Source organism: Mesorhizobium sp. B2-3-4, from assembly GCF_006442315.1.
Lineage (GTDB): Bacteria > Pseudomonadota > Alphaproteobacteria > Rhizobiales > Rhizobiaceae > Mesorhizobium.
The window spans coordinates 77,993-97,414 of the sequence record NZ_VFVY01000010.1 but is presented as its reverse complement, the minus strand read 5'-3'; the positions used below and the strand labels follow the sequence as shown (position 1 = coordinate 97,414).

The window sequence follows — 19,422 nt, the reverse complement described above, 5'->3', positions numbered from 1 at the left end:
TCCGCTTGTGTGCCGGACTTTTGGTGTCTATATCGGCGAAATGGCTGACCATTCGTCCCGACCGTCTCCGCCGCCACATATCCCCATGGATGCGCTTAGCGAAGTTCTGCAGGACTTTCGCTTGAGTGGTGTCAATTACGGCCGCTGCGAGCTCCGGCATCCCTGGAGCATAGAATTTCCGCAACAGTCGCTGCTGCGTTTTCACTTTGTTGGCCAGGGTCCATGCTGGATCCATACCGAAGCGCAGGGCTGGCAGGAGTTGCGCGATGGCGATCTGGTGCTGCTGCCGCAAGGCATCGCCCACCGGTTGGCCAGCGCGCCGGACGTTGCAGGTGGCTCGCTCGAGGATTGCCAGGTGACCAAGCTTGGGAGCAACGTCTGCGAAGTGGTGCGGGAAGGCACCGGCGCGGCAAGCACCCTTTTCTGCGGCTCGATGGCTTTGGGCGTCTGTGCGCTGAACCCGTTGATCACGTTGATGCCCCCCGTCATCAAGGGTTGCGACGTGGCCGGCAATGACCCGGTCGTCGGTCCTTTGCTGGCGGCTATGACCGCCGAGGCCGCGCAACCGCAGATGGGCAGCGCCACGATCCTGTCGCGCATGGCGGACTTGCTGACTGCCCGGCTCATTCGCTGCTGGGTCAATTGCACGGGAGCCTCGACCACCGGTTGGCTCGCGGCCATCCGCGACCCCCATATTGGCCGCGCCCTGGCAGCCATGCACAGAGACCCCGGCCATAACTGGACGCTCGAAAGCCTCGCCGGCCTGGCAGGCCAGTCGCGCTCGATTTTCGCGGAGCGCTTCAGCGCCGTGTTGGGAGAAGGCGCGGCACGCTATCTCGCCCGTCTGCGCATGCAGCTTGCCCGCGAGCTGTTGGGGCAAAACGGCTTGTCGGTGGCTGAGGTCGCCACCCGCCTGGGCTATGATTCCGAGGCATCATTCGCGCGCGCCTTCAAGCGCATCACCAACGTGTCGCCTGGCGTTGTGCGTCGCACAATTTCCGGACGAACAGACATGAATTTCGGATTTTAAGGTACATATGATCCGGTCGAACTCGCCTATCTAACATCTCCAAACTTTGGAGATCCTTCCGTGACAGACACAACATTACAACTTGAAGACGCCGCGACCGGCCTTGACGCCGACGCCCCAGCCGCGTGGAGCGCAGCCACCTGGTTCGCGGTCATTTCACTGGCGGCTACCAGCTTTGCCCTGGTGTCAGCCGAATTCCTGCCGGCAGGCCTGTTGACGCCAATGGCGCGCGATCTCGGCATCAGTGAAGGAACCGCCGGGCAGGTCGTCACCGCCACCGCTTCCGTCGGCGCCGTGACGGCCATGCTGAGCAACGTTCTCATCGGCCGGTTGAATCGCAAGACGGTGCTGGTTGGCCTCATGGCCTTGGCGGTCGGTTCCAATATTCTGGCGGCGTTGGCATCCAATTTCTGGTTGCTGTTGCTGGGCCGAGCCGGGCTGGGTATCGCTCTCAGCGCCTTCTGGGCGCTTTCGGTCGCTGTCGTGGCGAGGCTGGTCGGTGCAAACGCGACGGGGCGGGGCATGGCTATCGTCACCCTCGGCGTCTCCCTCGCAACCATTGCCGCGCCGTCGATGGGCGCATTGATCAGCGACTGGCTGGGTTGGCGCAGCGCCATGGCCATGACGGCGGGGTTGGCCTTGCTTGCCATGCTGTTGCAGTTGCTCAGCCTGCCGTCCTTGCCGGCAACGGCAAGCAATAGTCTTGCGGACGTCCTTCGGCTGACAAGGCGGCGTGGCATTCAACTCGGCATGCTTGCTATTCTTTTGCTGATGACGGGGCATTTCGCCGGCTCGGTCTATGTGCGTCCGTTCCTCGAACACGTGACGCTTCTTGCAACCGGCCCAATTGCCCTGGCGCTGCTTGGATTCGGCATCGCAGCCGTGATCGGCAATATCGCCGGTGGCCGCATGGCCGACGCCAATATCCACGTGGCTCTCGTGGTTACGGCTGCATTGATGGCTTTCGCGGCGCTCGCATTGGTGCTTTGGGGCGTGCATGTCGGCGTTGCCTTTGGCTTTGCCACGCTGTGGGGCTTCGCCTTCGGCATGGCGCCGGTGGTGCTGCCGACAAATCTGTCTCGTGCGGCGCCTGACGCGCTGGAGGCGGCCGGCAGCCTGATGGTCGCCTCTTTCCAGGTCGCCATCACCATCGGCGCTGTTGTCGGCGGCTATGTCGTGGACACCTATGGCCCTACGGCGCCTTTGACCGTGACTGCCATCCTCGCGGCATCGACGGCCGTCCTGGCGCTGCTGCAACCGCGTAGCTGAACTTTGCAGCCACCGGTACGGCGGGCTCGATCCGGCCGTCGGCTTGTTGCAGGCGCGTTACACAAGTTGACGGCGGTAGCGCGTTGCATCTTGCCACAATCGAAGGTTAGAGCACGCTCGGCTTCGGCCATTGGAGGGGTGAGCGACGATCAAGTCGCCCCCTTTTTGAGGAGATGACTGACATGAAGAAGTTTTTGCTTGTTGCCGTCGGCCTGGCGGTGCTTGCCGGTTCGGCCTGTTCGAAGGCACCGGAATGCACGACCGAGATCGCGACCAAGAAGGCGCAGGACATGGCCGCCGCGCTGCAGGAAGCAATCACCAAGGATCCGTCAAAGGCCGCCGACCTGACCGCCAAGGTCCAGGCGGTGACGACCAAGTATCAGGGTTCCACGACCTTGGCCGACGCCTGCAAGGCGTATGACGAGGTGACCGCGGCTATCAAGGGCTGACGCCGAATAGTCTGTTTCAAGGAAGGCGGTGGCGATGGGCTGCCGCCTTTTTTGTTTTGAGGGTATTTCAGGCTTGGCGCGCGATGCGCGCTCAGTTCGGCGCGATGGAACCGACTTCGACGGCGTCGACCCGCTTGAGGCTCATGCCGATGACAGGCACCAACTGGTCCTGAACGCGCACGGCAACCGTCACGGTCATCGAATTGTCGTCGGGAATGCGGGCTTGCATGACGCCGCGCAGCTGGTTGCGGTTGATGGTGAAAACCACCTTGCGGGCGTCGACGACGTTGCCGCCGATGATGTCGAGGCCGGCCCCGGCTGCGCCACCCATGAAGGAGCCCTTGTAGTCGCGGCCCTTGCGCTCGATCCTGGCCGACATCTGCTGGGTGAACATGCCGACCCGGCAACCGCCGTCAAGCGTCATGCCCGTCTTGCCGTCGGGCGTCGAGCCGGTGAAACTGCAGTTGAATTTCGTGCCCTTGTACTTGCCGGCGACGATTTCGCCGGGTCCGACCCATTTGCCTTCGGCCGATTGGAAAAACTGCTTGTCCGGTTCTCCGGCGCTGGCTCCGGAGGCAAGGCCGGTGACCGCTGTGATCGCCGCCGCCAGGGGCAGGATGCTGGACAGAATTACGCTTTTCATCGACGACACCCGGCAACAACGAGGCTGTTTGAAACCGGTTCGACCATGAAGAAGATTGGTTAATGCTTCGTCACCTCGAGGCCTTCAAAGCGCAATCCGGCAGTGTCTCGCGTCATTTGGCGGGCTGGTCTGTTTCGGTGTCTTTCCTGGTTGCGAACGATGTCAGCGCGGCGAGGAAATCACCCAGTCCCGGGCGCCTGGCGGCGCTGAAGGGCAGGGGGCGCGCGGTCTCCATCGCCGCGATGCCGATACGGGCCGTCATCATGCCGTTGACGACGCCCTCGCCGAGTTTGGCCGAAAGGCGCGCTGCCAGGCCGTGGCCGACGATCTGCTGCACAAAGCTGTCGCCGACGGCGATCGAGCCGGTGACCGCCAGATGGGCCAGCACGCTGCGCGCCAGGCGAAAGAAGCCCAGCGTTCCGGGCCGTCCACCATAGAGTTCCGACAGGCGGCGGATGAGACGCCCGGCCTCGAAGACCACATAGGCGACATCGACAAGCGCGCGTGGACTCACCGCCGTCACCAACGAGACGCGCTTGGCTGCCTCGAGAATCATCACCTTGGCCCTGGCATCGAGTGGCCCGAGAATTTCCGCTTCCGCCAGGCGCACCAGATTGGCGCCGTCGATGATCTCGCCGCGCAGATCGGCCAGCGCGCGCCGGCCGGCAGCCGTCTCGGGTTTGGCCGCGACAAAGGCCGATAGTTCATCGACCACGGAGCGTGCAGCCTTCGGATCGTCGCGCGCGATGGCATCGAGAGCGCGTTTCTGCAGCTTTTCGACCTCGGCGAGCCGGGCGATTGCCAGGAATTCGCGAACGAGGATCACCAGAAGCGCCAGCAGCGCGACCGCGGCCATGCCGGCGGCGAGCCAGCCCAGCCATTCGGCCCGGGCAAACAGATCGCGTATCAGCTGGTCGGTCCACAGGCCGACAGCCAGCGAAACAAGCACGCCAAACGCGCCGAAGAAGATGCTGGAGAGAGCCGAGCGCTTTCTGGGAGCGATCGACGGCGGCGGCTCGGCGGCAATGATATCGGGTTTGTCGAAGACGTCGACCTCGGCCGGGATCACCAGCGCCACATCGGCCTTCATCGAACGCGGTCTGCGCGGTGGTTCGGCCTGGCGCGCTTGCGGCGCCTCTTGTTTCGGCAAGGCTTCCGGCTCGATACGGAATGCCGCCGGTTTGCGGGGCGCGGTCATGCCAGATGGTCTCCGATCAGGAACTGCAAGGCGCGGTCGAGCCTGATATGGGGCAGCGACAGCGTGACACCTTCGGCCGTGCGTTCGAGTTTGGGCGGACGGAAGCGGACGAATCGGATCGCCGGGTCCACGGCATCCTGCCTGTGATCGGTCCCCGAAAGGTCGAACACTGCATCAATTCTTTCCGGTAAGTCGCCGGGAAATATAGCTGTTTCCGTCGCTCCGTCGAAGGTCTCGCCATTGATCTTCTCGCCGGCGATCGGTGTGCCGATGATAACGGGCAATGTTTCACGGCCCTGTTTGACGGTGCCTTCGCGCGTCGCGCGCACCGCCGCCATGGCGACCACATCGACATCGGCACCGGTGAAATTCGCCCGCGCCACGGCGCGGTCGGCCAGGCGCCGCACGATCGCCTGCAGCCGGTCATGGCTTTCGTGGTGCAGATGATCGGCCTTGGTCGCGGCGACCAGGATGCGGTCGATGCGCCGGGAGAAAAGGTCGGTGAGGAAACTGCTCCGGCCGGGGCGGAAACAGCCGAGGATTTCGGTGACGGCGCGTTCCAGGTCTGCCATGGCGCCGGGTCCGGCGTTCAGTGCCTGCATGGCATCGATGAGCACGATCTGGCGGTCGAGGCGCGTGATATGTTCGCGGAAGAACGGTTTGACGACATGCGTCTTGTAGGCCTCGTAACGCCGCTCCATCATGGCATGCAACGAACCGCCGCGCGCGCGCCTGTCACCGAGGCCGGCCAGCGGCGCAAAGGTCAGCGCGGGCGAACCTTCGAGATCGCCGGGCATCAGGAAACGGCCGGGCGGCAAGGTCGAAAGCGCCCGCTCGTCGAGCTTGCATGCCTTGAGATAGGCGGCGAAGCTTTCAGCCAGCCGGCGCGCCGTCATCTCGTCGGCCTCGGCATTCGGATCGATCTCGGCCGAGATCGCTCGCCAGGCCCGCGACAGGTCCTCGCGCACCGGCAAAACAGCCATTTCGAGGGCTTCACGCGAAAAATCGGTAAAGGACTTGCCGAGCAGAGGCAGGTCGAGCAGCCATTCACCGGGATAGTCGACGATGTCGACCGACAGTTTTCCCGACGAGAACATGCGGTTCCAGCCGGAGGCCGATTCATATTCGATGGTCAGCCGCAGTTCCGAAATGGCGCGCGTCGAGTCCGGCCAGACGCGATCGTTGACCAAGGCGGCGATGTGGTCCTCGTACTGAAAGCGCGGCACGGCGTCGTCGGGCTGCTGTTCAAGGAAGGCGCGCGCGATGCGCCCCGATTTCTGCGCTTCGAACAGCGGCAGGCGTCCGCCGTGGATCAGATTGTGGACGAAGGCAGAGATGAAGACTGTCTTGCCGGCGCGGGAGAGACCCGTGACACCCAAACGCAGCGATGGAGAAAAAAGCCCGGTGGCGCGTCCCGACAATGTGTCGAAGGCAATTCTTGCCTCGTCGGTGAAGGTGGTCAGCGATGATGCCAAAATATGATCTCTCGGACTTGCTTGCGTCCGATATAGGCGCTGGAACCCGGCTTTGAAATGGTGCTGGAAATCGGCATCAGGGATCGGCCGGCGTCAGGAAGGCTTCGAGATAGCCGGCGCCCTGCGTGGCTTTCACCAGATCGCCGGGGAACCGGACCACCGCCAGGCCCGAGGTCGGGAAGCCATGATTGAGCATGGCCCGCGCCGTTTCACCACCGTCGCCCGAAACCGCCATGGCGAGGTCCTCGGTCATCGGATTGTGGCCTATGACCAGCAACGAACCGGATCGGCCGTGATCCCTGATCAGCCGCAGATATCCAGCAGCGTCTTCGCTGTAGAGCGAGTCGAAAAAGAGCACCTTGCCTGTGTCGCTCTGGCCGGCCACCCCCTCTAGCGTTTCCCTGGCGCGCCTGGCGTTCGAGCACAGCGTCAGGTCAGGCACATAGGAGCGGGATCGCATCGCGGTCCCCATCTTTTCGGCATCGGCACGGCCGGATGCGTCGAGTGGACGATCGAAATCACGCATGCCCGGCAAGGCCCAGCCGGCCTTGGCGTGTCGTAACAGAAACAGCCTGCTCACTCGACCTCCGATCATGCCCGAAAGCTGATGTTCCGCCGTGATTAGCCATGAGAAAGGCTTCGTGCACAATGGTTCGGCTGCTGCGGTGCTGCGAATCAGTCATGGGGGATCGGCGAGGGCGTCGTACTTTCGCCATCGAAACAGATCTATTGCGCTCCAGCGAAGCCTGCGGACGCACTTTAACAATTGCGTGAGTCGGTGGCCGATTGCGCTTGTACAGGCGTCGGGCGACGAATATATAGGCGCCAAATTTGGGGCAGTTTGGGTGAGTCGAATGAACGACATCGTTACCGCCGATTACGTACCCTCCGAAGACGAGCCGTTCATGAATGAACGGCAGAAATCATACTTCCGCCTGAAGCTCGTCACTTGGAAAAATGACATCTTGCGCGAAGCGCGCGAAACTCTCGAAATCCTGCAGCAAGAGAACGCCAACCACCCCGACCTCGCCGACCGCGCCTCTTCGGAAACCGACCGCGCCATCGAACTCAGGGCCCGCGACCGTCAGCGCAAGCTCATCTCGAAGATCGATTCGGCGTTGCAGCGTATCGATGAGGGCACTTACGGCTATTGCGAGGAGACAGGCGAGCCGATCGCGTTGAAGCGGCTCGACGCGCGCCCGATCGCCACCTTGTCGATCGAAGCGCAGGAGCGGCATGAGCGCCGCGAAAAAGTCTATCGCGACGACTGACGGATCGTCTGCGCATTGATTTCAAAATGGCCGGTTCTCCGGCCATTTTTGTTTCTAGGCACGCCGCGCGCTTCAGCAAGCCAAAACAGCTTTAACGTCGACCGACTCATTTCGCCGGCAGGCGGGCCGGGCCTAAAATCATCTTTTCTGGCTTGAAAGCTCGCCCAGCAGCCTGGTCATTTCATCGTCGAGCGACGGTGGTGCCTTGGCTGCCGGTTTGCCCACCGGGCCGCCGGACCGGGGCTGGTCGAGCGAAACCTCGAGTTCCTTCATCAGCGTGTCGTCGATGCTGTCCTGCCTCGGGGGCGCGGGCGTGTGCTTGACGACATTGGCATTGGCGGAGCCATAAGCAGGCAGCGGGGTGACATTGGTCGATTGATAGGTTTGGACCGGCGGTTTCGGTGCGGGCGCCGGGGCCGGCGGGGGCGCTGCCGGACGCGGGCGGGCGGCCGGCGCCATCGCTGCCGGCTGCGGAGCCGGCGCCTGTCTGGGAGCCACGGGACCCGGTTGCGGCGAGCGTGGTTTCGCGGCCGGAGCCGCGGCGGCCGGGACAGGCTGCAGGCCGGCATCTCCGGTCAACGCCGGACGGCGCGGGGCGGCGAGGCGGATGTCGCGCTCGACGACGACGTCGGTCGGACCGCCGATCAGAAGCAGATGTTCGATGTCGTCGCGCCGCACCAGCACCAGGCGGCGGTGGCTGTCGACGGCGGTGGCATCCATGACGGCGAGCCGGGTCTTGCGGTTGCGGCCACCGGCGACAAACGTGCCGAAGGTCAGATTGCGCACGAGCCTGACGATGACGAGAACGATGACCAGCAGGATCAGCGCCGCGAAGGTCCATAGGAGTGCCGCCGCATAACCGGGGCCCGCCACGCTATCCAGCCACTGCATTGGTTTCCCCTGATCGGTTTGGAAAGAGACGCGACACTAGACCGTTGCGACTGGCCACCGCAAGTTGCCTTTCACGCATCGTGAACAGCTTGAAACACAGGCAAGGGCGGCTGGCATGATTTTTATCCGACATTTGCCGCCCGGGCCTTTTCGGGACTAGGAGAATGTGATTCAACCGGCTAAAGCGCGTCGCGCTGAAGCCGATTCATGCGACGCGCTTTAGGTCCTTGCTTTCATGCATGTCGTTTCCCAGAACCGAAGTCACTTTTGGGCGACATGCATTAGGGGCGGGTGTCGGAGCATCGGACTTCACGAGCAGGGGGCATATGGCCAAGGAAGCGCGCGGCGATTTCTATCCGGTACCGATCGTCGACCAGAATACGCGGCCGGGCGCGGTCACCCGGCTCGTCATCTTCATCGTCGTCCTGACGGGCGCGGCCATCGTCTTCGGCCTTTTCCGCGAGCGCCTCGGCGATCCCTTCCTGCTCGGCATGCTCGGCGTGTTGGCAATGATCGGCGTCGGCTTCCTGTTCGCGACGGCGATCGGCTTCGTGCAGATCACGCCGCGCTCGACGGGTGACGAACTTTCGAAGGCTTTCGTCGATTCGATGGGCCAGGGCCTGCTGGTCACGGACACCAAGGGCCGCGTCGTCTACGCCAACCGGGCCTATGCCGACATGACCGGTGCCTCGTCGGGCGCCGACCTGAAGACGGTCGAAGGATTGCTCTCGGATATTCCCGAAGCCTCGGTGACCATTTACCGGCTGGCCTCGGGTCTGCGTGACGGGCAGCCGGGCGACGGCGAGTTTCGCCTGGCGCAATCGATCCGGCCTGGTGCCGAGCCGGGAGCCCGCTGGTACAGGGCGCGCGCCCGCACCTTCAGCGTTCCGGGCCAGCGATTGCCGATGCTGGCCTGGCAACTGGCCGATATTTCGCAGGAGCGGGCCGAGCAGGAGCGTTTCTTCCTCGATCTGCAGAAGGCCATCGATCATCTCGACCACGCACCGGCCGGCTTCTTTTCGGCCGACCAGGATGGCCGCGTCACCTACATCAACGCTACGCTCGCCGGATGGCTGGGCATCGACCTCGCCTCCTTCACGCCCGGCGCTGTCGCCTTGCCCGATATCGTCGCCGGCGACGGCATGGCGCTGGTGCGCTCGGTCAAGGCGGATCCCGGCACGACGCGCAATGCGGTCATCGACCTCGACCTGACGACGATGACCGGCGAGGCGCTGCCGGTGCGCTTCATGCATCGTGTTTCGGCCAGCCGCGAGGGCGTCGGCGGGCCAACGCGCACCATCGTGCTCAACCGCACGCAAGGCGAGGATGCCTCGGCGGATCTGCGTGCCTCCGAAGTGCGCTTCACCCGCTTCTTCAATTCGACGCCGATGGCTATCGCCGGCGTCGATGCCAGCGGGCGCATCCTTCGTACCAACGCACCGTTCCTGTCGCTGTTTTCCTCGGTTGTCGACCGCGATGCCGTCGATCGCCGCGTGCGGCTCGATACGGTGATCCATGACCGCGACCGGCCGGCCTTTGCCGCCGCGTTCGAGAAAGCCCGGCAGCGCCAGGCCGATATCGATCCGATCGACACCGTGCTGCCCGGCAATGAAGAGCGGCATATCCGTTTCTACGTCAACGCCGTCGCCGACGGCACAGGCGGCGAGGGGGCTGAGGAATCGGCCATTGTCTACGCCGTCGAAACGACCGAGCAGAAGGCACTCGAAGGGCAGATGGCGCAAAGCCAGAAGATGCAGGCCGTCGGCCAGCTCGCTGGTGGCATCGCGCACGACTTCAACAATGTGCTGACCGCCATCATCATGGCCTCCGACCTGCTTTTGACCAATCACAGGCCGTCGGATCCGTCCTTCCCGGACATCATGAACATCAAGCAGAACGCCAATCGCGCGGCCTCGCTGGTCAGGCAGCTGCTGGCCTTCTCGCGCAAGCAGACGCTGCGGCCGGAAGTGCTCAACCTCACCGACGTGCTCGCCGATCTCAGGATGCTGCTTGCCCGGCTGGTCGGCAACGACATCAAGCTCAAGATCGACCACGGCCGCGACCTGTGGCCGGTCAAGGTCGATATCGGCCAGTTCGAGCAAGTGGTGGTCAACCTGGCGGTGAACGCGCGCGACGCGATGCCGGCTGGCGGCGATCTCACCGTGCGCACCCGCAACGTAACGGCCGAGGAATGCAAGACCTTTCCTTACCGCGAACTGACCGCGGCCGATTACGTGGTTGTCGAAGTCGAGGATACCGGCTCGGGCATCGCGCCCGAAGTGCTGAAGAAGATCTTCGAGCCGTTCTTCACCACCAAGGAGGTCGGCAAGGGAACCGGCCTTGGCCTGTCCATGGTCTACGGCATCATCAAGCAGACCGGCGGCTTCATTTTCTGTGATTCCGAACTCGGCAAGGGAACAACCTTCCGCATCTTTCTGCCGCGTCACCTCGCGGAAGCGAAAAAGGCCGCCGAACCCGGCGAAGCGCCGGTCGCGGCGCCGGTCAAGCCGGCCGACAATACCAAGGACCTGTCCGGATCGGCCACGGTGCTGCTGGTCGAAGATGAGGATGCCGTGCGCATGGGCGGCGTGCGGGCGCTGACCTCGCGCGGCTATACCGTCCACGAGGCGTCCTCGGGCGTCGAGGCGCTGGAGGTGTTTGAAGCGCTCGGCGGCAAGGTCGATATCGTCGTTTCCGACGTGGTGATGCCGGAAATGGATGGGCCAACACTGCTCGGTGAGTTGCGCAAACGTCAGCCGGACATCAAGTTCGTCTTCGTGTCCGGCTATGCCGAGGACGCATTTGCGAGGAACCTGCCGGCGGAAGCGCATTTCGGCTTTTTGCCAAAGCCGTTCTCGCTCAAGCAACTGGCCACAATCGTCAAGGATGTGCTCGAATCCTAGCTATTTCCAAGGCTGCGCACTTGCAGGACGCTGTAACAGCGCCATGATTATCGATAATACGGCAGGCGGGCTTGGGGGAGCAGCTGTTGACGCCACACATCGAAGCAGGCAAGGGCGACTACGCCGACACGGTTTTGTTGCCGGGCGACCCGCAGCGCGCGGAATGGATGGCCACTACGTTTCTGGAACGGCCGCGTTGCGTCAACCGCCGCCGCGGCGCGCTTGGCTTTACCGGCTGGTTTCGCGGCAGGCCCGTCAGCATCCAGACGACGGGCATCGGCGTGGCGTCATTCCTGATCTATGCGCATGAGCTCCTGGACTTTCACGGCATTCGCACACTGATCCGAACCGGCACCTGCGGCAGCCTGACGGACGAGGCCAAGCTGCGCAGTCTTGTCATCTCGCAAACCGCCAGGCCGGAAAGCGCCCAAAGCGGCCAGGTGTTCGGTCTTTACGAGGCCGCCGCCGGCCCGGATCGCTCGCTGCTCGCCCTGGCTTTAACCAAGGCCGGCGAACTCGGCGTCGAGCACCATGTCGGGCCGACGGTCTGCAGCGACATCTTCTACCACCCGCAGGGCCGCATTCGGTTTGCCGAGGCACAGGCGGCCGGAGCCCTGGCCGTGGATATGGAAACAAGCGCGCTTTATCGCATTGCCGGCCATTTCGGGGCGCGCGCACTCTCCCTCTGCACGGTGGTCGATAATATCAAGACCGGCGAGCAGACCGATTATCGCGAGCGTCAGACGCTCTTCACCGACATGACCAGAGTGGCGCTCGAGGTTGCCGCGAATAGCTGAACCAGAGTCATTCAGCGATTCATGGACCCGTCGAACGGCTCCGCCTCGGAGTTCTCAAGCAGTTCAGGACCGAAAATACCGCTTCGTGCCGTTCTTGGACTGCCCTAAGCGGCCTCGCGCTTCAGCACCATCTGCTCCTCCACGGAGGGCCGGTGGCCGCGCAGATAAAGGGCGCAGGTGGTGCGCAGCATCGACGCGAAGTTCGGGATCTCGCCGTTGATCTCGATCGCTTCGTCGTAGAGTTTCGAGATGAATTTCGGCGTCGTCAGGTTCTGGCTTTCCGCGATTTCGTCAAGCAAGGCCCAGAACGTCGCCTCGAGCTGGATGCTGGTGGAATGACCGTCGATGCGTATCGACCGGTTGATCTGGCGATAGCCTTCCGGATCCTGTGCGGCAAACACTCTGCACATCGTTACCTCCCGTTTTTGTTGGTCTTGGGCGCCGACGGGGCGGCCGGCGCCTTTTGAACACTGCCTGCCATTTCATCTTCGACCGGACGGTCGAGAACGGCAATCAGACTTTCGTCCTTAGGAGCCGGACATAGCCGTTTTTCCTGTCTCATGCGTGGTAATCGGCTGCCACCACCTTTCTTGACCAGCGCGCATAATCACCTTCGAAGCATGAAGCCGCGGAGACTGATTTGGCGAAGGCAATCCACACCATGATCCGGGTTCTCGACGAAGCCCGGTCCGTCGATTTCTACACCAGGGCGTTCGGCCTGGAGGTCGCCCAACGGCTGGATTTCGAAACCTTCACGCTGGTTTACCTCAGCAATGCCGATACACCTTTCGAGGTCGAACTCACCGTCAACAAGGGCCGCACCGAGCCCTATGCGCTGGGCGACGGCTACGGCCATCTGGCGGTTTCGGTCGCCGATCTCGACGGCGAGCACGACCGGCTCGGCGCGCTCGGTCTCAATCCGAAGAAGATCGTCGAATTCAACCGCGACGGGTCGCTGATCGCCCGTTTCTTCTTCATCGACGATCCCGACGGCTACAAGATCGAGGTTCTGCAGCGCGGAGGGCGCTTCCAATAAGGACAACCGGCCGCGCGGACCGGCGCGGCGCCAGCAACGGCACTCTTCGAGTGCGAACAGCAAGCAGGGAGGAAATAATGGTCACGATCTATGAGAGGAAGCCCGGCCTGTCGCGGCGCGAGCTTCTCAAACGCGGCGGCGCCGGTGCGCTGCTCGTCATTACAGGCAGCGCCATCATCAGTCCGGAGCATGCCTGGGGCCTGGAGACCTCGGCGCTGAAGCCCGAGACGATGGCGACGCTGATCCAGGTGGCGCGCGACATCTACCCGCACGACCAGGTGCCGGACAAATATTACGCCGTCGCCGTCAAGGGTCATGACGAAATGGCGGCCAAGGATCCGGCACACAAGGAACTGATCGAGAAGGGCATCGCCGGACTCGACAAGAAGGCCGGCAAGGGCGGTTATCGCGGGCTCGGCTGGGAAGAGCAGCGTGTGGCGCTGCTCACCGAGATGGAGAAGACGCCTTTCTTCCAGGCGGTGCGCGGCGGCCTCGTCGTCAGCCTCTACAACCAGAAAGAGGTGTGGCCGATCTTCGGTTACGAGGGCGAGTCCTACTCGAAGGGCGGCTACATCGCGCGCGGTTTCAACGACATCGAGTGGCTCTGACGCACTCTGTCCCAAACCGCTTTTTGACCGATCTCGTGGGAGGAAACCATGGCAGCACAATTTGATCTCAAGAACGACGGCGTGGTCGTCATCATCGGCTCCGGCGCCGGCGGAGGCACACTCGGAAACGAACTGGCGCAAAAGGGCATCGATGTCGTCATCCTCGAAGCCGGCGCGCGTCACGAATATGAGGACTTCATCAACGACGAATGGGATTCCTTTGCCCAACTCGCCTGGAAGGACAAGCGCACCACCTCCGGCGACTGGCGTGTGGCGAAGGATTTTCCCAACCTGCCGGCGTGGATCGTCAAATCGGTCGGCGGCTCGACCACGCATTGGGCGGGCGCGTCGCTGCGCTTCCAGGAGCATGAGTTCAAGACGCTGTCGACCTATGGCAAGCTGGAAGGCGCCAATCTTCTGGATTGGCCGGTGACACTGGCCGAAATGGAGCCGTACTACGCCAAGGCCGAGGCCAAGATGGGCGTCACCGGTACCAACGACTGGCCCCGGCTGCCGGGCAACAACAATTTCAAGGTGCTCAAGGCCGGCGCCGACAAGCTCGGCTACAAGGAATGCCACACCGGCAACATGGCCATCAACTCGGTCGAGCGCGACGACCGCAATTCCTGCCAGCAGACCGGCTTCTGCTTCCAGGGCTGCAAATGGGGCGCCAAATGGTCGACGCTCTATACCGAAATCCCCAAGGGTGAGGCGACCGGACATCTGGAAGTCCGGCCCAATTCCATGGTGATCAAGATCAACCACGACGCCTCCGGAAAGGTTACCGGTGTCGTCTATGCCGACAAGGACGGCAAGCTGCAGGAGCAGAAGGCCCGCATTGTCGCCGTCGCCGGCAATTCAATCGAGAGCCCGCGCCTGCTGCTCAATTCCGAATCGGCCAAATTCCCGCACGGGCTTGCCAATTCGTCAGGACAGGTGGGCAAGAACTACATGCGCCACACCACCGGCTCGGTCTACGCCATCTTCGACAAGCCGGTGCATATGTATCGCGGCACCACCATGGCCGGCATCATCCGCGACGAGGCGCGGCATGACCCGTCGCGCGGCTTCGTCGGCGGCTACGAATTCGAGACGCTGTCGCTCGGCCTGCCGTTCATGGCGGCATTCCTGAACCCCGGCGGCTGGGGACGCTCCTTCACCACCGCGCTCGACCACTATGACCATATGGCCGGCCTTTGGATCGTCGGCGAGGACATGCCGCGCGAGGAAAACCGCATCACGCTGCACAAGGACGAGAAGGACGAGCACGGCATGCCGATCGCCGACGTCCATTTCGACGACCATCCCAACGATACGGCGATGCGTGATCACGCCTACAAGCAGGCCACGGCGCTCTACGATGCGGTCGGCGCCACACGCAGCTTCCCGACGCCGCCCTATCCCTCGACCCACAATCTCGGCACCAACCGGATGAGCGAGAAGGCCGCCGACGGCGTCGTCAACAAGCACGGCCAGGCGCACGACATCAAGAACCTGTTCGTGTCGGACGGCAGCCAGTTCACGACAGGTGCCGCCGAGAACCCGACGCTCACCATCGTGTCGCTGGCGATCCGCCAGGCCGACTACATTGCCGCGCAGATGTCGGCCAAGACCATCTGAAGCGGTTCGACCTTACCGCCGATCCGCTTCAGCTACTTTTTGTTTGACGCAATTCCGGATGGAAAACCGCTGAGCACTTTTCCTGGAATTGCGTTTGTCCTCCCGACTGCCTGCTGGCGCGGGACCCGAGAGGGTTCCGCGCCTTTTTTGTGGCCTTACGGTTCTATGCGCCGACCGGTTGCCCATCCTTGCGGCGGATAGCGACGACCGACGGCCGCGGCGGCTGGCCGTCCTTGAAATCGGGCCACAGGGACTGTGCCTTGTCGAGCGTCTCGGCATCCTCGGAGGGGTGCTGGACCGAAAGGAACAACGTCGTGCCGTCCGGCGTGAAGCATGGTCCGGTTGCTTCGGCGCCGTGCGGGCAGGTGAAGAGCAGTTTCGGCAGACCGCGCGCGGCACCTTCCGTGTCGACGCCATAGACGCCGTCCGGCAGGTCGAAGTCGTTGGCGCCGTCCGTTGCCACCCAGAGCCGCCCGGCCGGGTCGAAAGTGATGTTGTCGGGGCAGACGAACCAGCCATCGTCCGAGGTGCCGGGATGGAAGGTGGCGCCGACCTTGGCATCCCTGGGATTGCCGCAGAGCACAAACAGATCCCAGGCATATTTGTCGGCGGTGTGGTCGGCATCGGCGCCGCGGCCGCCCGGCGGGATCAGTTCGACGATGTGACCCCAGAGGTTTTCCGGCCGCGTGTTGGCCGGATTGACCTTGGATTCGTCGCGCTTCTTGTTCTTGGTCATGACGGCATAGACGCGTCCGGTGACCGGATTGGTCTCGATGTCCTCGGGTCTGTCCATCGGGGTCGCACCGAGCGCATCCGCCGCAAGGCGCGTCTTCAGCAGCACCTCGGCCTGATCGGCAAAGCCGTTCTCGGCGGTGAGTTTGCCCTGGCCATGAACCAGCGGCAGCCACGTCATCGAACCGTCGGCGTCGTAACGGGCGACCGACAAGACGCCGTCGTCCAGCAGGTCCTTGGCCGAAGCCGGGTTCGCCCTGTCATAAGCCTTGGTCGAGACGTAGCGGTACATATATTCGAAATAGTCGTCGTCGCCCATGTAGACGACGATGCGGCCGTCCTTGTTGACGACGACGGTGGAGGCCTCGTGCGACATGCGGCCAAGCGCGGTGCGCTTTACCGGCCTGGACTGGGGATCATAGGGGTCGATCTCGACCACCCAGTCGAATCGATTGGGCTCGTTCGGCTCCTTGTCGATATTGAAGCGGTCGTGGAAGCGGCCACGGCCGTAAATGTCGGACCCGTCAAAGCCGTAGCGGTCGAGAATGTCCGATGTCGGCGCCTTCTTCGGGTCGCCGCCAAACAGATCGGAAACGCCTTCCTCGCAGGTGAGCACAGTGCCCCAGGGCGTGAAGCCGCCGCTGCAATTATAGCTCGTGCCAAGCACTTTCGCGCCGGTTGCGTCGGCGGAGGTCTTCATCAGCTCATGGCCGGCCACCGGCCCGGAGACGGTCATTTCGGTGTTGGCGGTGATGCGGCGGTTGAGCGGGCTGTCCTCGACCATCTGCCATTTGCCGTCCTTGAGCATGACCTCGACGATCGAGTGGCCCATCGCGGCGAGGCCGAGATCGACCTGTTCCTTGCTCATCGTTTTGCCGGCGCCGTCCTCGGTCATGCCGGGAAACATCACGTTCGGCGAAATGTATTCGTTGTTGACGCAAAGCAGACCGTGGTCGGAGTTCACCGAGCCTTTGGGCAGCGGCATGAAAGCAATGTAGTCGCAATTATAGCCGAAGCGCTTTTCCTGCTCGGCGGCCGCGATTGCATTGCCATCGAACTCCGGCAGGCCGGCGGCGAGCGGATCGCCCCAGCGCGCAACGATCGTCGTCTCATAGCCATCGGCAGCGGCGTGGGTCTTGTCGTAGACGCGCTTCAGTTCGGGAAAGCCGAGTGTGGAAAGAGCGGTGGCCGCATGTGTTTCGCCGGCAAACAAGGAGCCGACAAAGCTGCCGCCGGCAATCAGGGCGCCAGATGCAAGGCTGCCCTTCAGGAGCGTGCGGCGCGAAACGCGCTCGGCGATGATTTCGCGAATGACGGGGGAGGATGAAGACGGGGAACTGGCCATGGTGTCTGCCTCTCAAGGTGGGTGTGACGGCGCACCGCTGCCTATCCAGCTTCGGCAACATCCAGATGACATGAGAGCTGACGGGATGCGCGGGTTAGATAAGCCGCGCCTGCCGGGCAGGGTGCTATTGGCTGTCGCCCCTGGTGCAGGTGGAGGCGGTGAAAGCGCCGTCGGGCTGCTTCATGATGATGTCGAAGGAGGGCGGGCTCTGGCCGTCCAGCGTTGCCTGGGTCAGTGACAGCGAATTGCCGCCGGAGGTATAGCCGCCCAGCGGGCCTAGCCAGGAGATCACGCCGTTTGCATCCATCTGGTAGTTATAGCCCTGCCGAGCCGTGCCGAAGGTGACCGGGCCGGTATAGACATTTCCCTTGATGGTGATGTCGCCGAGGTCGAGGAACAGGCCGAGCAGGTAGACTTCGCAGTGATAGGTGCCGTCGGGCATCTTGCCGTCGCTGAAGTCGGCCCGCGCGGCGCCGGTTGCCGCTGCCAGAAACAATATGCCGATGCGGATGCGTGAGATGGCTGATGTCATGATGGCGCCCGTCTGAACGACAAGCTTGCCCTATTTTTGCGCCGTGCCGCAACCTGCGTCATCCGCGACACGAGCGCCAAGATCAAAATATAGGCATTTGATGAAATTGGTCTAAAATTAGGCATATTTGCTTGTGCGCTGCGCAAATTTCTCTCAATCAATTTTTAACCAGATCCTCTTTACCTCGTTCGACATTGTGTATCAAGATATTGATAATGTTGCGCTATTTATCTGTTTTCTGCACTCCGACAGCGGTTGGCATGGGGGTTGCATTGTATTGTTGCGGTGCAAACAACCAGCTTGGGAGTCTCGGCATGAGGGGTAATTTCTCGTCAATAACAAGAATGGTCTCGGCAGGCGTTATTGCCGCCGGTTTGATGTCGGCTCCGGCAAAGGCCGCCGACGACACGATCAAGGTCGGCATTCTTCATTCGCTGTCGGGCACCATGGCGATTTCAGAGACGACGCTGAAGGATGCCATGCTGATGCTCATCGACGAGCAGAACGCCAAGGGCGGGCTGCTTGGCAAGAAGCTCGAAGCCGTGGTCGTCGATCCGGCTTCCAACTGGCCCCTGTTCGCCGAAAAGGCGCGTGAGCTGATCTCGAAGGACAAGGTCGCGGCGGTGTTCGGCTGCTGGACCTCCGTGTCGCGCAAATCGGTGCTGCCGGTGTTCTCGGAACTCGACAACATCCTGTTCTACCCCGTCCAGTATGAGGGCGAGGAGAGCGAGCGCAACGTGTTCTACACGGGCGCGGCTCCGAACCAGCAGGCCATACCGGCTGTCGATTATCTGATGAGCGAGGATGGCGGTTCGGTGAAGCGGTGGGTGCTGGAAGGCACCGACTACGTCTATCCGCGCACCACCAACAAAATCCTCGAAGCCTATCTGAAGTCGAAGGGCGTGGCGGCGGAAGACATCATGGTCAACTACACGCCGTTCGGCTTCTCCGACTGGCAGACGGAAGTGTCGGCGATCAAGAAGTTCGGCTCGGCAGGCAAGAAGACCGCCGTCGTCTCCACCGTCAACGGCGACGCCAACGTGCCCTTCTACAAGGAACTCGGCAATCAGGGCATCAAGGCCGAGGACATACCGGTCATGGCCTTCTCGGTCGGTGAAGAGGAACTGGCCGGTCTCGACACCGCGCCGCTGGTCGGCCATCTCGCCGCCTGGAACTATTTCGAAAGCGTCGACACGCCGGAGAACAAGAAGTTCATCGCCGATTGGCACAAATTCATCAAGAACGACAAGCGCACCACCAACGACCCGATGGAAGCGCATTACATCGGCTTCAACATGTGGGTGAAGGCGGTCGAAAAGGCCGGCACCACCGATCCGGACAAGGTCATCGACGCCATGATCGGCGTCTCCGTGCCGAACCTGACCGGCGGCTATTCGACGATGATGCCGAACCACCACATCACCAAGCCGGTGCTGATCGGCGAGATCCAGGCCGACGGCCAGTTCGAGACGGTGTCGCGCACGCCAGGCCTGGTGATGGGCGACGAATGGTCCGACTATCTGCCCGACTCCAAGGATTTGATCTCCGATTGGCGCAAGCCTCTGTCCTGCGGCAACTTCAATGTTGCCACCGGCAAGTGCGGCGGCAAGGGCACGAACTGAT

The 19,422-nt window shown here is 62.7% G+C and carries 18 protein-coding genes; 10 read left to right on the top strand and 8 right to left on the bottom strand.

The features are described from left to right. Positions 1–40: 40 nt before the first annotated feature. From FJ967_RS16905 to FJ967_RS16895, 3 genes are all read left to right on the top strand, one after another. Positions 41–1,030, top strand: a complete 990-nt coding sequence (locus FJ967_RS16905) for an AraC family transcriptional regulator (RefSeq protein ID WP_181175931.1) — start codon at positions 41–43, stop codon at positions 1,028–1,030. A gap of 60 nt (positions 1,031–1,090) precedes the next feature. Beyond that, entirely contained in the window at positions 1,091–2,299 is a 1,209-nt protein-coding gene (locus tag FJ967_RS16900) for an MFS transporter (protein WP_140732958.1), read from the top strand. A gap of 182 nt (positions 2,300–2,481) precedes the next feature. Further along, positions 2,482–2,748, top strand: coding sequence for a hypothetical protein (locus FJ967_RS16895; protein WP_027029131.1), 267 nt, complete (start codon positions 2,482–2,484; stop codon positions 2,746–2,748). A 91-nt stretch (positions 2,749–2,839) separates the two neighbouring features. On the opposite strand, the gene FJ967_RS16890 is transcribed toward FJ967_RS16895, so the two are convergent. From FJ967_RS16890 to FJ967_RS16875, 4 genes are all read right to left on the bottom strand, one after another. Further along, entirely contained in the window at positions 2,840–3,391 is a 552-nt protein-coding gene (locus FJ967_RS16890) for a hypothetical protein (RefSeq protein WP_140732957.1), read from the bottom strand. 112 nt (positions 3,392–3,503) lie between these two features. Then, complete coding sequence (locus FJ967_RS16885; protein WP_140732956.1) at positions 3,504–4,589, bottom strand: TIGR01620 family protein; 1,086 nt, start codon at positions 4,587–4,589, stop codon at positions 3,504–3,506. Continuing rightward, positions 4,586–6,064, bottom strand: a complete 1,479-nt coding sequence (locus FJ967_RS16880) for a YcjX family protein (RefSeq protein ID WP_140732955.1) — start codon at positions 6,062–6,064, stop codon at positions 4,586–4,588. The genes FJ967_RS16885 and FJ967_RS16880 overlap by 4 nt, the downstream gene beginning before the upstream one ends. Before the next feature lie 76 nt (positions 6,065–6,140). Next, a complete protein-coding gene (locus tag FJ967_RS16875) occupies positions 6,141–6,644 on the bottom strand; it encodes a histidine phosphatase family protein (protein WP_140732954.1) in 504 nt (167 codons plus the stop codon). Positions 6,645–6,918: 274 nt separating this feature from the next. On the opposite strand from FJ967_RS16875, the gene dksA reads away from it, so the two are divergent. After that, positions 6,919–7,335, top strand: a complete 417-nt coding sequence (gene dksA, locus FJ967_RS16870) for an RNA polymerase-binding protein DksA (protein WP_006202025.1) — start codon at positions 6,919–6,921, stop codon at positions 7,333–7,335. A gap of 138 nt (positions 7,336–7,473) precedes the next feature. On the opposite strand, the gene FJ967_RS16865 is transcribed toward dksA, so the two are convergent. Next, positions 7,474–8,226 carry a flagellar biosynthetic protein FliO gene (locus FJ967_RS16865; RefSeq protein ID WP_140732953.1) on the bottom strand — a complete coding sequence of 251 codons (753 nt, stop codon included), beginning with the start codon at positions 8,224–8,226 and terminating at the stop codon, positions 7,474–7,476. Between the two features lie 326 nt (positions 8,227–8,552). On the opposite strand from FJ967_RS16865, the gene FJ967_RS16860 reads away from it, so the two are divergent. Then, the gene (locus FJ967_RS16860) at positions 8,553–11,129 is read left to right on the top strand and encodes a PAS domain-containing sensor histidine kinase (protein WP_140732952.1); all 2,577 of its coding nucleotides are present in this window, start codon (positions 8,553–8,555) and stop codon (positions 11,127–11,129) included. 86 nt (positions 11,130–11,215) lie between these two features. Beyond that, a complete protein-coding gene (locus tag FJ967_RS16855; RefSeq protein ID WP_140733065.1) occupies positions 11,216–11,926 on the top strand; it encodes a DeoD-type purine-nucleoside phosphorylase in 711 nt (236 codons plus the stop codon). Positions 11,927–12,030: 104 nt separating this feature from the next. On the opposite strand, the gene FJ967_RS16850 is transcribed toward FJ967_RS16855, so the two are convergent. Next, positions 12,031–12,336: a ribbon-helix-helix domain-containing protein gene (locus FJ967_RS16850; RefSeq protein WP_140732951.1), complete on the bottom strand. Its 306-nt coding sequence runs from the start codon at positions 12,334–12,336 to the stop codon at positions 12,031–12,033. A gap of 230 nt (positions 12,337–12,566) precedes the next feature. On the opposite strand from FJ967_RS16850, the gene FJ967_RS16845 reads away from it, so the two are divergent. From FJ967_RS16845 to FJ967_RS16835, 3 genes are all read left to right on the top strand, one after another. After that, complete coding sequence (locus FJ967_RS16845; protein WP_140732950.1) at positions 12,567–12,962, top strand: VOC family protein; 396 nt, start codon at positions 12,567–12,569, stop codon at positions 12,960–12,962. A gap of 77 nt (positions 12,963–13,039) precedes the next feature. Then, entirely contained in the window at positions 13,040–13,570 is a 531-nt protein-coding gene (locus FJ967_RS16840) for a gluconate 2-dehydrogenase subunit 3 family protein (protein ID WP_140732949.1), read from the top strand. Between the two features lie 48 nt (positions 13,571–13,618). After that, on the top strand, positions 13,619–15,190 hold the full coding sequence (locus FJ967_RS16835) for a GMC family oxidoreductase (RefSeq protein ID WP_140732948.1): 1,572 nt from the start codon (positions 13,619–13,621) through the stop codon (positions 15,188–15,190). A 163-nt stretch (positions 15,191–15,353) separates the two neighbouring features. Here the strand turns inward: FJ967_RS16835 and FJ967_RS16830 are convergent, their stop codons facing one another. Both FJ967_RS16830 and FJ967_RS16825 read right to left on the bottom strand, forming a co-directional pair. Further along, on the bottom strand, positions 15,354–17,267 hold the full coding sequence (locus FJ967_RS16830; protein ID WP_140732947.1) for a PhoX family phosphatase: 1,914 nt from the start codon (positions 17,265–17,267) through the stop codon (positions 15,354–15,356). 124 nt (positions 17,268–17,391) lie between these two features. Then, a complete protein-coding gene (locus FJ967_RS16825) occupies positions 17,392–17,799 on the bottom strand; it encodes a hypothetical protein (RefSeq protein WP_140732946.1) in 408 nt (135 codons plus the stop codon). A gap of 344 nt (positions 17,800–18,143) precedes the next feature. Between FJ967_RS16825 and urtA the strand changes: the two genes are divergently transcribed. Then, positions 18,144–19,421 carry an urea ABC transporter substrate-binding protein gene (gene urtA, locus FJ967_RS16820; protein ID WP_246675294.1) on the top strand — a complete coding sequence of 426 codons (1,278 nt, stop codon included), beginning with the start codon at positions 18,144–18,146 and terminating at the stop codon, positions 19,419–19,421. The last annotated feature ends 1 nt before the right edge of the window (position 19,422 follow it).

Bases quoted from the DNA above. Each gene is read 5' to 3' on its own strand.
- FJ967_RS16860 (WP_140732952.1), top strand. From the start codon at position 8,553: ATGGCCAAGGAAGCGCGCGGCGATTTCTATCCGGTACCGATCGTCGAC.
- FJ967_RS16850 (WP_140732951.1), bottom strand. From the start codon at position 12,336: ATGTGCAGAGTGTTTGCCGCACAGGATCCGGAAGGCTATCGCCAGATC.
- FJ967_RS16905 (WP_181175931.1), top strand. From the start codon at position 41: ATGGCTGACCATTCGTCCCGACCGTCTCCGCCGCCACATATCCCCATG.
- FJ967_RS16885 (WP_140732956.1), bottom strand. From the start codon at position 4,589: ATGACCGCGCCCCGCAAACCGGCGGCATTCCGTATCGAGCCGGAAGCC.
- urtA (WP_246675294.1), top strand. From the start codon at position 18,144: ATGGTCTCGGCAGGCGTTATTGCCGCCGGTTTGATGTCGGCTCCGGCA.
- FJ967_RS16835 (WP_140732948.1), top strand. From the start codon at position 13,619: ATGGCAGCACAATTTGATCTCAAGAACGACGGCGTGGTCGTCATCATC.
- FJ967_RS16895 (WP_027029131.1), top strand. From the start codon at position 2,482: ATGAAGAAGTTTTTGCTTGTTGCCGTCGGCCTGGCGGTGCTTGCCGGT.
- FJ967_RS16890 (WP_140732957.1), bottom strand. From the start codon at position 3,391: ATGAAAAGCGTAATTCTGTCCAGCATCCTGCCCCTGGCGGCGGCGATC.
- FJ967_RS16865 (WP_140732953.1), bottom strand. From the start codon at position 8,226: ATGCAGTGGCTGGATAGCGTGGCGGGCCCCGGTTATGCGGCGGCACTC.
- FJ967_RS16840 (WP_140732949.1), top strand. From the start codon at position 13,040: ATGGTCACGATCTATGAGAGGAAGCCCGGCCTGTCGCGGCGCGAGCTT.
- dksA (WP_006202025.1), top strand. From the start codon at position 6,919: ATGAACGACATCGTTACCGCCGATTACGTACCCTCCGAAGACGAGCCG.
- FJ967_RS16830 (WP_140732947.1), bottom strand. From the start codon at position 17,267: ATGGCCAGTTCCCCGTCTTCATCCTCCCCCGTCATTCGCGAAATCATC.
- FJ967_RS16825 (WP_140732946.1), bottom strand. From the start codon at position 17,799: ATGACATCAGCCATCTCACGCATCCGCATCGGCATATTGTTTCTGGCA.